Below are 13,026 nucleotides of genomic sequence, written 5' to 3' on the forward strand. Positions count from 1 at the left end.
CGCCGGCCAAACGTCTTCGGCTGTCAGATTTCCACCAGACCGAGCTTCTTCACCTGCCGGATCGTCAGCATCGTGCGAACCGTATCCACATGTTCGTTTGCGGTCAGAACCTCGATGACGAAATCCTGAAACTTCGTCAGGTTGGGAGCAACGCAATGGAGCAGGAAGTCACTGTCGCCATTGACCATCCAGGCCTGGCGCACGATCGGCCAGCCGTCTGTTGCGGCGGAGAAGGCCTTGAGATTGGCTTCGGACTGGTGTTTCAGACCGACCATGCAGAACGCCACAAGATCGTATCCAAGCTTGGTTGCGCTCACCAGCGCATGATAACCCTCGATCACCCCGGCTTCTTCCAGCTTGCGCACCCGGCGCAAGCAAGGCGGCGCGGAGATGCCGACCCGCTCAGACAATTCGACATTGGTCATGCGGCCATCGCGCTGCAATTCCCGAAGGATTCGAAGATCGATGGCGTCGAGTTCCACTTTCAGCACGGTCGGGGCCTTTCCCAAATCAGGCTCAGTTATCTAGCGGAAACGTCAGAATACGCAATAATCTGTCCAGAATGCGCACAAATATTACACTCCCCCTGAAAGCCCTGTTGCTAATGCAAAGCTCCCCTTGAATAAACATGGGGACCGTTCATAAATGAAGCGACAAGCGGGAGCGTGCACCATGTCTCGGACACCGCTCTCTATTGGTCGTTTTGAAAGGATCCATCATGTCTGCCCGCCACACAAAGGTGCTGATCATCGGCTCCGGCCCCGCCGGTTACACCGCCGCGATCTATGCCGCCCGTGCAATGCTGAAGCCGGTCTTGATCGCCGGCATGGAACAGGGCGGTCAGCTGATGATCACCACGGACGTGGAGAACTACCCGGGTTTTGCCGATCCGATCCAGGGCCCGTGGCTGATGGAACAAATGCTCAAGCAGGCGACCCATGTTGGCGCCGAGATCGTCAGCGATCTGGTGACCGAAGTCGATACCAGCCAGCGGCCCTTCGTCGCAAGGACCGACAGCGGCCAGGTTTGGACCGCAGACACGCTGATCATTGCCACCGGCGCCAAGGCCAAGTGGCTCGGCATCGAAAGCGAGCAGCATTTCCAGGGCTTCGGCGTATCCGCCTGTGCAACCTGCGACGGCTTCTTCTACCGCAACAAGGATGTCATCGTTGTCGGCGGCGGAAATTCGGCCGTCGAGGAAGCTCTTTATCTGTCGCATATCTGCAAAACGGTCACGGTCGTCCATCGCCGCGATTCGTTCCGCTCGGAGAAAATCCTGCAGGAACGCCTGTTCGCCAAGGACAATATCCGCGTTCTGTGGAACACCGCCGTCGATGAAATCACCGGCACTCCCGCCAAGCCGCCGATGCCGCCATCGGTCTCCGGCGTCAAGCTGCGCGATACGCTGACCGACGCAATCACGGAAATGCCGATCGATGGCGTCTTTGTTGCGATCGGCCACGCACCTGCCGTCGAACTGTTCAAGGACAAGCTGAGGCTGAAGTCGAACGGCTATCTGTGGACGGCACCGGATTCGACCGCGACCGATGTCCCCGGTGTGTTTGCTGCGGGCGATGTTACCGACGACATCTATCGTCAGGCGATCACCGCTGCCGGCATGGGCTGCATGGCGGCACTGGAAGCCGAGCGCTTCCTGTCCGCCGTCCCTGTTCTCGCCCAGCAAGCGGCGGAATAAGCGATGAGAGGGGGCGGCATGCCGCTGGACTGGGACAAGCTGCGCATTTTTCACTCGGCTGCTGAAGCCGGGTCATTCACCCATGCAGCCGACAAACTTCATCTGTCCCAGTCCGCGATCAGCCGTCAGGTCTCGGCGCTGGAGCAGGATATCGGCGTCAAGCTTTTCCATCGCCACGCCCGTGGCCTTATCCTGACCGAACAGGGCGAACTGCTGTATCGCACGGCGCACGACGTCCTGCTCAAGCTGCAGACCGTCAAGATGCAACTGACGGAGACCACGGAAAAGCCGAGCGGCAAGCTGCGCGTCACCACCACCGTCGGTCTCGGTCAGGGATGGCTGACCGACAAGGTCCAGGAATTCCTGCAGCTCTACCCGGAAATGTCGATCCAGCTGATCCTCGACAACGAGGAACTGGACGTCAACATGCGCCACGCCGACTGCGCCATTCGTCTGCGCCAGCCGCAGCAGTCCGACCTGATCCAGCGCAAGCTGTTTACCGTGCACATGCACGTCTATGCAGCACCGTCCTACATCAATCGCTACGGCGAACCGCAGTCGATCGAGGACCTGGACAGCCATAAGATCATTTCCTTCGGCGAGCCCGCCCCCAACTACTTGCTCGATGTCAACTGGCTCGAGACGGCCGGTCGCTCGTCGGACAACGCCCGCATGCCGCATCTTCAGATCAACAGCCAGACCTCGATCAAGCGCGCCTGCCTTCTCGGCATCGGCATCGCCATGCTGCCGGACTATATTGTCGGCCGCGATCCGGGCCTGGTCCAGTTGGCCATCCCTGCCGATATTCCGTCCTTCGACACCTATTTCTGCTACCCGGACGAAATCAAGAACGCCGCAAAACTCAAGGCTTTCCGTGACTTCATTGTCGCCAAGGCGCGCAACTGGAACTTCTGATCAGCCGAGCAATGCAGTCTTTCTTAAGCTGAAAAGTTAAGGCTTGCGCTTGATGCATGACTGACATGCATAAAAAAGCATTGTTCACTGCACAAAAAACCACCATATCGCACACAGCTGATGCACATGGTGGCTTTTTCCTCCCAGTTCCACCGCAGCAGCTGTTCCCCTCTGGAGGTTTTTGACCTTCACACTTTAAAGGGCCCTGGATTTTTCCAGTGGCCCTCTTTTTTTGCCAAAATTTTAATTGATCTTCACGAAGCCATTGCCGCTTGCATTCAGCCTCCCGCATTTGGCAATCTGCAAACTTGACGATAGTCAATTACCGCCTATTTGATCTGCATAACATACGCTTCTGCATAACATACACTGAGGAGAATTCTCTTTGGAAGACGTCATGAAAGCGCTGGCCCATCCGGCGCGACTGGAAATGCTGATCTGGCTGAAAGATCCGCTTGAATATTTCGGCGTCGCACGCGAGGAAGCGGCAGAAGGCATCAGCGCGGGACAATTCGAACGTTCGGGCCTGTCGCAATCAGCGGTCTCGGCCCACCTTGCAACACTCCAGCGAGCCGGCCTGATCGCCTCGAAACGAGTGGGACAGCGCGTCCTGTACCGGCGCAACGAACAAAGCATTTCCGAATTTATCCAGGACTTGAACAGCAAGCTTTGAGACCCCAAATGGGAAATTCCAATGCACTTTCCTCCCCATCATTGGAAAACTCCCGAGAGGTTTCATGTCCAAGCTTTTTCAATCGACCACCGTGGGCGATATCGCCGTAACGAACCGCGTCGCCATGGCGCCACTGACCCGCAATCGTTCGCCAGGCGCAGTTCCGAACGACCTCAATGTTGAATACTATCGCCAGCGCGCAGGCGCCGGCCTGATCATCACCGAAGGCACGGCCATCAGCCACCAGGGTCAGGGCTATGCCGATGTCCCGGGACTTTATCTGCCGGAAGCCATCGAAGGTTGGAAACGCGTCACCAGCGCCGTGCACGAGGCCGGCGGCAAGATTGTCACCCAGATCTGGCATGTCGGCCGCATTTCCCACACCTCGCTCCAGCCGGACGGCGGAAAGCCGGTCGCCCCGTCTGCCATCCAGGCGAAGTCCAAGACCTACATCCTCAACGCCGACGGCACCGGCGCCTTTGCCGAAACCTCGGAGCCCCGCGCACTGGAGCTGAACGAGATCGATGGCCTGCTGGAAGATTATCGCAAGGCCGCTCGCGCCGCGATCGATGCCGGTTTCGACGGCGTCGAAATCCACGCAGCCAACGGCTACCTGCTTGAGCAGTTCATGCGCTCCAGCAGCAACCACCGCACGGACGCCTATGGTGGTTCAATTGAAAACCGCATCCGCCTCACACTGGAAGTGGTCGAAACCGTGGCCAAGGAAATCGGTGGCGGGCGCACCGGCATCCGCATTTCACCCACGACACCGGCCAATGACGTTTCAGATCCAGATCCGACAGCTGTCTACACGGCACTGGTCGAGAAGCTGGCGGCCCATGATCTGGCCTTCATCCACGTCATCGAAGGCGCGACCGGCGGCCCGCGCGACGTTGTGCCGTTTGACTGGGCAGCCCTCAAGGCGGCCTATCGCGCCAAGGGTGGCAAGGCTGTCTGGATGGTCAACAACGGCTATGATCGTGACGCAGCCATCGAAGCGGTTGAAAGTGGCTATGCCGACGTAGTCGCCTTCGGCAAGCCTTTCATCTCGAACCCCGATCTGGTTCGCCGACTGAGGGAAGAAGCGCCGCTCAACGAGCTGGATGCCTCCACGCTGTACGGCGGCGGCGCACAGGGCTACACGACCTACCCGGCGCTGGCCTGATGCTCGCGTGACCCCCGTCACGCGGCAAATCCCCTGACAAGAATGAACCGCTCTCCGAAACTTCGAAATTCGGTGGGCGGTTCACACCACCGCCGACAAGGCGGTTGACGATGCCGACGCCGAAACCTTCGGCCATGGAGTACTGCTCCACTATCGGTTAGCGCAGATGCTCAGTCTCTTGATTCAAAACATCAACAAACGGCCCAAGCGTGAAGAAGGCCCGCTAGCCGGTTGATCGGATTCACGAAACGACCGGCGTCATTGGCGTCACAGCTGTGAAGGCGCCTCGGTGACATAGGCATCAACGACTTCGATTTCCGGCCGATCACCACCGTCGCTGTATTCCTCGCGCCAGCGACCGCTTTCGTCCTGAAAACTGATCGTTACAGGTTCGTCGCCGACCTGCTGCTCGGCCACCACGATCCGGACCGCCTCCAGCGCCTGATCATGTGTCGCAAACGATTCGGAATAGACGGTACCCAGCCGATAGGCCCAGCCCCCATCATGGGGCACGATCTCGTAGACAATCTTCACCATGGCCTTCTCCTCTCACGGTTTGACGATTATTCCATCAAAGACGATGCTTCGCAAATGTCATGCGGTCACAGCCGCTTGAGCGGGAACCTCTGACTGCTTTCGCCGTTCCGCAATACAACCATGAGGAATGCAAGTATGTCGCTGATCCGCCAGGAACGATCCCTGTTCATTCCAATCGGCATGGCAATCATCGCATACCTTGTCGAACACACGATCCTGGAGGCCGGCCAGGCCGCCTCCCTGATAGGTGCAGCGCTCCTGGTCGGCGCCATCGTCATCGCATCGATGCGCGTGGCCCATCACGCCGAAATCCTCGCCCACAAGGTCGGCGATCCCTACGGTACGATGATCCTGACCCTCTCGGCCGTTGCTGTGGAAGTCATCATCCTGGCGATCATGATGAACAACGAGGCCTCACCAACCCTCGTGCGCGACACCATCTATTCCGCCGTCATGCTCGATATAAACGGCATTCTCGGCCTTGCCGCCCTGATCGGCGGCCTCAAGCACGGCGAACAGCCCTACAATGACGATTCCGGCAAGACCTATGGCGTGATGATCCTGACTGCGATGGGAATCTCGATGATCGTGCCCGAGTTCATCCCGCGCGACAAATGGCAGTACTATTCGCTTTATACGATCTTCGCGATGATCGCGCTTTATGCGCTCTTCCTGCGCATGCAGGTCGGCACCCACAGCTACTTCTTCTCCTATAGCTATCCGACCCGGGAACCTTCTGCCGAAGAGAGCGGGGCGGGGGCAGACGACAACCCGTCCCCCAGACCGTCCCATAGACCATCGCACGCTCCATCCCACCCCCATGCTCAGTCAACCGCCGTCTCCATTGCCGTCATCCTTTTCGGCGTCGTGCTGATCGGCGGACTGGCCGAAGTCATGGCTGTATTGGCAGACGCCGGACTGGAGGGCACTGGCGCGCCTGTCGCGCTCACCGCCATTCTCGTGGCAGCGATTTCCGCTGCGCCTGAAATCCTCACCGCTCTTCGCGCCGCCCTCAGGAACCGCATGCAGGCGACCGTCAACATCGCCATGGGTGCCTCGCTTTCGACGGTCATCCTCACGGTCCCGGTGATGGAGGGGATCGCCCTCTATACCGGTCAACCCTTCGTGATGGCGATGACGCCTGTCCAGACCACCATGGTCGCGATTACCCTGATTGCGGCGGCGATCAACCTCAACGACGGCGAGACCAATGCCATTGAAGGCATGACGCATTTCATCCTTTTCACGACATTCATCATGCTCTCCTTCATCGGTCTTTGACCCCGCCCCGTCTTTTGCACCGCACTCGAAAACCGAGATCGGTTGGGAACCTTTGTGGAAAACTGCCGTTCCTCCAGCGATGGTCAGCCCGCTTTGGGCCACCCGCCGCATTGTCAACACGATGCGGATGCACATCGCTCCCACAGGTTACCGGGGGGCCAACTCGGGAGTCGAACGTGAAAAGATTGGACGTGATCGACGGCATGCGGGGCTATTTCCTCGTCTTTATGCTGGTCAACCATCTGGTGTTCACAGGCGGCCTTTGGCTCGTCGAAATCAACCACCGCAACCTTGCCTTTGTCGAGGATGCGCAGGGCTTCGTTTTCCTGTCCGGTCTGCTCACCGGCATGGTCTATGCCCGCAAGATGATGAAGGACGGCTATGCCGTTGGACGTGACCGAATCTGGTCGCGTGCGCTCGAGCTTTATCGCTACGCAATGGGCATCATGCTCGTGGTACTGGCTCTGCAGTTGATCCTGCCGGGCGCCGGCGCCATCTGGCAGAACTGGTTGGGACCGACCCGGTTGTTCGATCCGAGCAGCCTGGCTCCGGTCGTAAGCTTCCTCTTCCAGCCGACCTTCATGGATATCCTTCCGCAATACATCGTCTACATGGTCTTTGCCCCGATCGTCATTTGGCTGTGCCTACGCGGCCAATGGCTCGGCGTCGCCATCGGCTCACTGTTGATCTGGATGGCAGCACAGCTCGGTCTGCAGCGTGCACTCACCTACCCGCTCAACGAATGGCTGGCCGGCGCACCTGACAAGGAAGGACTGCGTGTCAGCTTCAACCTGCTCGGCTGGCAGATCGTCTTCTTCGCCGGCATCATTGCTGGCAGCCTGACCTCGATGAAGCAGATCGAGTGGCAGAAAGTCTTCAACCCGCGCAGCACCACGCTGGCCTGGACGGCGCTGGCCGTCTGCCTCTTCTTCCTGCCGCTGCGCATCATGACCGCCCATGGCCTGATGCCGGGCGTGGTGCTTGAAAAATTCGGACTGATGGAGGTTCGCGCCGATTTCGGCCCGGTCTATCTCATCAACTTCGCCGCCGTCGCCTATGGTCTCGCCTGGCTGCTGATCGCCGGGCCACGCAGTGAAAACGCAACGATCCGAAAGATCGGCAATGGGCTGACCAGCCTTTTCTCGCTCAATGTCCTGCAGTTGCTCGGCCGCCACTCGCTGCAGATCTATGTCTGGCACGTCCTGATCGTCTATCTTGTCTATTATATCGACGGCCGTACGCCGGAACTATCGCAGCTCACCAAGACGATGATCACCGCCATCGCGCTGGCACTCCTTACCCTGCCCGCCCTGTGGCGCGACCGCGAGCGCCTGTTCGGCGATAGCGCCTTCCTCGGCCCCTGGGTGAAGAACACAGCTTAAACGCAACATATGACTCAATAAAAAAAGGCGGGACCTCGCAGCCCCGCCTTTTTGTTTGTCATCAGATCCGCTGCTTACTTGCAGGAAGCGCAGAAGCGCTGGATGCGGTTGCAGGCTTCTTCAAGCAGATCTTCCGAAGTCGCGTACGAAATGCGGAAATTCGGACCGAGACCGAAGGCCGATCCATGCACCACGGCCACGCCTTCAGTTTCCAGAAGCTCGGTGACGAAGTCTTCGTCCGTCTCGATGACCTTGCCCGATGGCGCCGTCTTGCCGATCAGGCCGGCGCAGGACGGATAGACATAGAAGGCGCCTTCCGGCTTCGGGCATACGATGCCGGTCGCCTGGTTGAGCATCGAGACCACCAGGTCGCGGCGCGCTTCGAAGATCTTCTTGTTCGCCGGAATGAAGTCCTGCGGACCGTTCAGCGCCTCGACGGCGGCCCACTGGGCAATCGAGCATGCGCCCGAAGTCTGCTGGCCCTGGATCATGTCCATCGCCTTGATCAGCGCGAGCGGACCGGCTGCATAGCCGATGCGCCAGCCGGTCATGGCATAGGACTTCGACACGCCGTTCATCGTCAGCGTGCGGTCATAGAGCGACGGCTCGACCTCGACCGGCGTGACGAACTTGAAGTCGCCAAAGGTCAGGTGCTCGTACATGTCGTCGGTCAGAACCCAGACATGCGGATGCTTGACCAGTACATCGGTCAGCGCCTTCAGCTCGTCATGGCTGTAGGCCGCGCCGGACGGATTGGACGGCGAGTTGAACAGGAACCACTTGGTCTTCGGCGTGATCGCCTTTTCCAGATCGGCGGCGGTCAGCTTGAAATTGTTTTCCTGCGTCGTCGCAACGAAGACCGGCGTGCCGCCGCAGAGCGAAACCATTTCCGGATAGGAAACCCAGTACGGCGTCGGGATGACGACTTCGTCGCCCGGGTTGACCGTCGCCATGAAGGCGTTGAACAGGATCTGCTTGCCGCCGGTGCCGACGATGGTCTGCTCAGGCGTATAGTCGAGACCGTTTTCGCGCTTGAACTTGGCCGAGATCGCCTTGCGCAGTTCCGGGATCCCCGAAACCGGCGTGTACTTCGTCTCACCGCGCTGGATCGCGTCGATGGCAGCCTTCTTGATATTGTCCGGCGTATCGAAATCCGGCTCGCCGGCGCCAAGGCCGATCACGTCCCGGCCTTTCGCTTTCAACTCGCGCGCTTTCTGCGAGACGGCGATGGTGGCGGACGGCTTAACACGGGAAAGGGCGTCGGCGAGAAATGCCATTGTGTGAGATCCTGAAGCTGATTGATCAATTGGAACCCTCGACGGAGCCAAGGCTTCAGGTTCAAGCTCTATGGCGAAAATGGTCCTACCTTTCAAGCGGAAAGCGCGCGCGCAGGGCGATTATCGCGTCACCGAGCCAATCGGCCCTGCATGCCGCCTGCCCCACCATGTGAAAGCCGTGACATGAACCCGGCACCGCCATAATTCCGTCCCGCTGCGGTCGCGATATGCCGGTTGTCTGGGCATGCCCGGCAACAGCGTGGAAGACCCGCCATGAACACCCGCACAAAAAAGCCCCGTGAGCTTGACTGCGCAACCTCGCATCGACGATCTCGACGGCCCGCCATCAAGACAGGGGGCATCGCAATATTGGTCGTCACAGGCCTCGCCATGGCTTTGACCTTCGGGGCAAGTGCTGAATCCCCGGTCGCGCCGCCAGCGGTGGCGGCGCAATCAAGTCCAGGCCTCATCGCGACACAGCAGAGTGATGCTACCACCAACCCGACCCCAGGTGCGCGGCCGATCCTCCCATTGGTCAGCCCGGCGGCCAAGATCGACGGCGACAAGACCGGAAGCATCGGCGGCGCCGACAGTGCCCTTATCGGCGAGGAACGGCGTGTCCTGATCGGCCTGCTGTTTCTCTGTTTCGCGGTCATGGCCATAGGCGGCTACGGGCTATGGCGCCGCAGCTTCAAGGATCTGATCCAGTCCAGGATTGGCCCCGACCGACACTGATACGGCCATCATCGACAGGCTGTGCGTTCACAAAGAGGTCAACGCGCGATGCATTTGCACCTCGCACCGGCCCAAGCCCTTGTCTGCCTCCGACAGTCCACCAAATAGCTTCAGAGACCCGATTGCATGAAAACCAGGCATTGCACCTGAATGACAAGGCCGTTTGGAGGAACCATGACCGCGACCTATCGCCTGAAAGTGAACCTTTCCCTCGCCGCACTCATCGCAGCGGCCACGCTTCCCGTAGCACAACCCGTTCTGGCGCAGGAGAAAATTCAGGCCGGGGACGTCGCGATCAACGTCCAACCCGTCGCTGGCAACCTTGAAAACCCATGGGCGATCGAAGTCCTGCCCGATGGAGCATACATCGTTACGGAAAAGCCGGGCCGCATGCGCATCATCCGCAACAACCAGACCGGCGAACCACTCACCGGGCTTCCGGAAATCCGCGTCGCCGGCCAGGGCGGATTGCTCGATATCGCCCTAGCGCCCGACTTCGCTCAGAGCCGTACCCTCTATTTCACCGCCTCGGTAGCCGGTGAAGGCGGACACGGAACAGCAGTCTTCTCCGCACAGCTTTCGGAGGATGAAAGCGGCCTCGAAAACGTCCAACGCATCTTCGTGATGAACAAACTGACCGGCGCCGGCCAGCACTTCGGTTCGCGCATTGCGATTGCCGCTGACGGCAGCCTGTTTTTCGGCATCGGCGACCGAGGCGAGATGGATCGCGCCCAGGATCCGAACGATCACGCAGGCTCCATTCTTCACATCAAACCCGACGGCACGCCCGGCGACGGCAACCCGTTTGTCGCCAACGGCAAGGGGGCAGCGGAAATTTGGTCGATCGGCCACCGCAACCCGCAAGGCATCACCATCGACCCGGACGACAATCGGCTCTACACGGTTGAACATGGCGCACGCGGCGGCGATGAGATCAACAGCCCGAATGCCGGCAGCAACTACGGCTGGCCGATGATTTCCTATGGCAAGCACTATTCGGGCGCTGAAATCGGCGTCGGCCAGGCGGCAGATGGCTATGAGCAGCCCCTACACTACTGGGATCCGTCGATTGCCCCCGGCGCGATTGCCGTCTATCGCGGCGCGATGTTCCCCGAATGGGATGGCGACTTCCTGGTCGCCGCCCTTAAATATCAGCTGCTCGCCCGCATCGATCGCGCAGACGACGGTTCCATCGGCACGGAAGAAAGACTTCTGGCCGGGGACTATGGCCGTATCCGCGATGTCAAAGTAGCGTCAGACGGCTCCATTCTGCTGGTCACGGACGAAGAAGACGGACAATTGATCCGTCTATCGCGCGCCGATGCATCCTAAAGGCGAAAAAGACGAACACAGAAAATTTCAACTGAAAAACACCGTGTTCCGACCTCGATTTCCGCAAATCTCCATCGCACGCGATGCAAATTTTCGCCGAAACGCCAATTGCCGCCAAAAACGTCCTCGCGAAACCGGCATAACCCTTGATAACCAAGGGGTATCGCCGTTAACGTTCTGAAAACTTTTGCTTGCCAATTCCTGATAAACGAAGCACTCTTTTCGAGTTCGGGCAAATTTGCGAGCATGGGAAGACCTAATAAACAGATGCGCGCCGGGGACGCTATAACAACTCCGGGCAGACGATCTTGAGGCGTTGGGTTCAACGTTTCGGATTGCATGCGGTAACAGGGCCCCTTTCCTCACATATCGACAAATGCCTGTCGCTCACCCGTTTACGGGAAAACATTGCAATGCTGCCCCGCCGAATATGGGCAGAGAGAAAAGGACCTGACGCATGGCCGAAACTGGCACTGTAAAATTCTTCAATACCGACAAGGGCTTTGGCTTCATCAAGCCGGACAATGGTGGCGCGGACATCTTCGTTCATATCTCCGCAGTGCAGGCATCTGGACTTTCGGGCCTGTCCGAAAACCAGAAGGTAAGCTTCGACACGGAACCGGATCGCCGTGGCAAAGGCCCGAAGGCCGTAAACCTGCAAGTCTCCGGCTGATTTCATCCGGTCCTTGCTTCGCATTCGCGGCCCGGCAGGTTTGCCGGGTTTTTTCGTTCAGCTTGCGTTCAGCCGCACCAGGCTACTGTCTCCTCATCGCTCGTTAACCAAGAGCAAAGCCGCTTTGGCATGAGGAACTGACCTTATGATGAAAATCGCAAAATACGCCCTTCTCGCGACGGTCGTCACGTTGACCCCGATCATGGCTTCGAGCCAGGCTGAAGCACGGGATCGCTACCGTCACCACAGGGACAATGATGCTGTTGCCCTCGGCGTTCTCGGCCTTGCCACCGGCGTGATCGTCGGCTCGGCCATCGCCAGCCAGCCGCAGCGCCGCGTCTATGTCGAGCCGGCACCGGTGTACGACGACCCGGAATACTACGTCGATGATTATCCGCCGCCGCCCCCGCCGCGCCGTAGCGTTTATCAGGAGCGTCGTGTCAGCTATGGCGTCGAGCCATGGACGCCGGAATGGTACGACTACTGCGCCAACCGCTACCGCAGCTTCAATTCGCGCACCGGTACCTATGTCGGCTATGACGGCATGTCACACTTCTGCACCGCAGGCTAAGCGAAACAACCGACTGCCTGAACTGCAAAGCGCCGCTTCCGCGGCGCTTTTTTTTCGATCTGCCCTTGAATCAGAGCCGTCTATCAGAGCCGTCAATCAGACCCGTCGGATCAGAGCCCGCGCAGGAAGGGATTATTCCTGCGTTCGTCGCCAATGCGCCCGCCCGGACCATGGCCGCAGATGAAACCGACATCATCGCCCAGCGGAAAGACCTTGTCCCGGATCGAATTCAGCAGGGTCTGATGATCCCCTCCCGGGAGATCGGTGCGGCCGATCGAACCACTGAACAGCACGTCGCCAAGATGGGCAAAGTTCTGGTTGCGATCAAAATAGATCACGTGCCCGGGCGCATGACCCGGGCAGTGATAGACCTCGAACTCGTGATCGCCGAAGGAAACCCGGTCGCCATCCTCCAGCCACTGATCGGGCAGCACATTGCGCAGTCCGGGGATATTATAGGCCTTTGCCTGCGTCTCGATCCGCTCGAGCAAAGGCAGGTCGTCCTTGTGCGGACCGATGATCTTCAGGCCGAGCCGCTCTTTGAGCTCGGCCGCGCCACCGGCATGATCAAGATGGCCATGCGTGAGCCAGATCGCCGTCAGGCTGATCTTGTTCTCCTGGATTGTCTGGATGATCACATCGACATCGCCGCCGGGATCGACAATGACGCCTTCGCGGGTTTCGTCGTCGAACAGAATGGTGCAATTCTGCTGGAATGGGGTAACCGGGATAATGCCTGCCTGAACGTGGCCCATCGGGACTGCTTCCTTTGACGCTGTGAACAGGAAG

At 59.2% G+C, this 13,026-nt stretch carries 14 protein-coding genes; 10 read left to right on the forward strand and 4 right to left on the reverse strand.

The genetic code is table 11. The features are described 5' to 3' along the window. Window positions 1-23 precede the first annotated feature (23 nt). Entirely contained in the window at window positions 24-491 is a 468-nt protein-coding gene (locus tag IM739_RS15495) for an Lrp/AsnC family transcriptional regulator (RefSeq protein ID WP_237368594.1), read from the reverse strand. Between the two features lie 227 nt (window positions 492-718). Here IM739_RS15495 and trxB point away from each other — a divergent pair, with 227 nt between their 5' ends. The 4 genes from trxB to IM739_RS15515 all read left to right on the forward strand — a co-directional run bounded on the left by trxB (window position 719) and on the right by IM739_RS15515 (window position 4,449). Next, window positions 719-1,696: a thioredoxin-disulfide reductase gene (gene trxB / locus IM739_RS15500; protein ID WP_237368595.1), complete on the forward strand. Its 978-nt coding sequence runs from the start codon at window positions 719-721 to the stop codon at window positions 1,694-1,696. Window positions 1,697-1,714: 18 nt separating this feature from the next. Continuing rightward, window positions 1,715-2,611, forward strand: coding sequence for a LysR family transcriptional regulator VtlR (locus tag IM739_RS15505; RefSeq protein ID WP_159948555.1), 897 nt, complete (start codon window positions 1,715-1,717; stop codon window positions 2,609-2,611). A 397-nt stretch (window positions 2,612-3,008) separates the two neighbouring features. Continuing rightward, window positions 3,009-3,284, forward strand: coding sequence for an ArsR/SmtB family transcription factor (locus IM739_RS15510; protein ID WP_237368596.1), 276 nt, complete (start codon window positions 3,009-3,011; stop codon window positions 3,282-3,284). A 64-nt stretch (window positions 3,285-3,348) separates the two neighbouring features. After that, window positions 3,349-4,449, forward strand: coding sequence for an alkene reductase (locus IM739_RS15515; RefSeq protein ID WP_237368597.1), 1,101 nt, complete (start codon window positions 3,349-3,351; stop codon window positions 4,447-4,449). 267 nt (window positions 4,450-4,716) lie between these two features. On the opposite strand, the gene IM739_RS15520 is transcribed toward IM739_RS15515, so the two are convergent. Then, window positions 4,717-4,986 carry a DUF2188 domain-containing protein gene (locus tag IM739_RS15520; RefSeq protein ID WP_237368598.1) on the reverse strand — a complete coding sequence of 90 codons (270 nt, stop codon included), beginning with the start codon at window positions 4,984-4,986 and terminating at the stop codon, window positions 4,717-4,719. Between the two features lie 135 nt (window positions 4,987-5,121). On the opposite strand from IM739_RS15520, the gene IM739_RS15525 reads away from it, so the two are divergent. Both IM739_RS15525 and IM739_RS15530 read left to right on the forward strand, forming a co-directional pair. After that, entirely contained in the window at window positions 5,122-6,267 is a 1,146-nt protein-coding gene (locus tag IM739_RS15525; RefSeq protein WP_237368599.1) for a calcium:proton antiporter, read from the forward strand. A 176-nt stretch (window positions 6,268-6,443) separates the two neighbouring features. Further along, on the forward strand, window positions 6,444-7,649 hold the full coding sequence (locus tag IM739_RS15530) for an OpgC family protein (protein ID WP_237368600.1): 1,206 nt from the start codon (window positions 6,444-6,446) through the stop codon (window positions 7,647-7,649). Window positions 7,650-7,723: 74 nt separating this feature from the next. On the opposite strand, the gene IM739_RS15535 is transcribed toward IM739_RS15530, so the two are convergent. After that, the gene (locus IM739_RS15535; protein ID WP_237368601.1) at window positions 7,724-8,926 is read right to left on the reverse strand and encodes a pyridoxal phosphate-dependent aminotransferase; all 1,203 of its coding nucleotides are present in this window, start codon (window positions 8,924-8,926) and stop codon (window positions 7,724-7,726) included. A gap of 390 nt (window positions 8,927-9,316) precedes the next feature. Between IM739_RS15535 and IM739_RS15540 the strand changes: the two genes are divergently transcribed. The 4 genes from IM739_RS15540 (at window position 9,317) to IM739_RS15555 (ending at window position 12,237) form a co-directional block, all read left to right on the forward strand. After that, window positions 9,317-9,661, forward strand: coding sequence for a hypothetical protein (locus IM739_RS15540; protein ID WP_237368602.1), 345 nt, complete (start codon window positions 9,317-9,319; stop codon window positions 9,659-9,661). A gap of 174 nt (window positions 9,662-9,835) precedes the next feature. Further along, a complete protein-coding gene (locus IM739_RS15545) occupies window positions 9,836-10,993 on the forward strand; it encodes a PQQ-dependent sugar dehydrogenase (protein WP_237368603.1) in 1,158 nt (385 codons plus the stop codon). Window positions 10,994-11,450: 457 nt separating this feature from the next. Beyond that, window positions 11,451-11,666 (forward strand): cold-shock protein, encoded by a 216-nt coding sequence (locus IM739_RS15550; protein WP_237368604.1) that lies wholly within the window; start codon window positions 11,451-11,453, stop codon window positions 11,664-11,666. 145 nt (window positions 11,667-11,811) lie between these two features. Continuing rightward, a complete protein-coding gene (locus IM739_RS15555) occupies window positions 11,812-12,237 on the forward strand; it encodes a BA14K family protein (RefSeq protein ID WP_237368605.1) in 426 nt (141 codons plus the stop codon). A gap of 110 nt (window positions 12,238-12,347) precedes the next feature. Here IM739_RS15555 and IM739_RS15560 read toward each other — a convergent pair whose 3' ends face one another. Further along, a complete protein-coding gene (locus tag IM739_RS15560; protein WP_237368606.1) occupies window positions 12,348-12,992 on the reverse strand; it encodes an MBL fold metallo-hydrolase in 645 nt (214 codons plus the stop codon). Between the last annotated feature and the right edge of the window lie 34 nt (window positions 12,993-13,026).

Source organism: Rhizobium sp. SL42 (genome assembly GCF_021729845.1).
Lineage (GTDB): Bacteria > Pseudomonadota > Alphaproteobacteria > Rhizobiales > Rhizobiaceae > Allorhizobium.

Coding starts and splice junctions, on each gene's coding strand:
- trxB (WP_237368595.1), top strand. CDS start 719: ATGTCTGCCCGCCACACAAAGGTGCTGATCATCGGCTCCGGCCCCGCC.
- IM739_RS15505 (WP_159948555.1), top strand. CDS start 1,715: ATGCCGCTGGACTGGGACAAGCTGCGCATTTTTCACTCGGCTGCTGAA.
- IM739_RS15510 (WP_237368596.1), top strand. CDS start 3,009: ATGAAAGCGCTGGCCCATCCGGCGCGACTGGAAATGCTGATCTGGCTG.
- IM739_RS15515 (WP_237368597.1), top strand. CDS start 3,349: ATGTCCAAGCTTTTTCAATCGACCACCGTGGGCGATATCGCCGTAACG.
- IM739_RS15520 (WP_237368598.1), bottom strand. CDS start 4,986: ATGGTGAAGATTGTCTACGAGATCGTGCCCCATGATGGGGGCTGGGCC.
- IM739_RS15525 (WP_237368599.1), top strand. CDS start 5,122: ATGTCGCTGATCCGCCAGGAACGATCCCTGTTCATTCCAATCGGCATG.
- IM739_RS15535 (WP_237368601.1), bottom strand. CDS start 8,926: ATGGCATTTCTCGCCGACGCCCTTTCCCGTGTTAAGCCGTCCGCCACC.
- IM739_RS15540 (WP_237368602.1), top strand. CDS start 9,317: ATGGCTTTGACCTTCGGGGCAAGTGCTGAATCCCCGGTCGCGCCGCCA.
- IM739_RS15545 (WP_237368603.1), top strand. CDS start 9,836: ATGACCGCGACCTATCGCCTGAAAGTGAACCTTTCCCTCGCCGCACTC.
- IM739_RS15550 (WP_237368604.1), top strand. CDS start 11,451: ATGGCCGAAACTGGCACTGTAAAATTCTTCAATACCGACAAGGGCTTT.
- IM739_RS15555 (WP_237368605.1), top strand. CDS start 11,812: ATGATGAAAATCGCAAAATACGCCCTTCTCGCGACGGTCGTCACGTTG.
- IM739_RS15560 (WP_237368606.1), bottom strand. CDS start 12,992: ATGGGCCACGTTCAGGCAGGCATTATCCCGGTTACCCCATTCCAGCAG.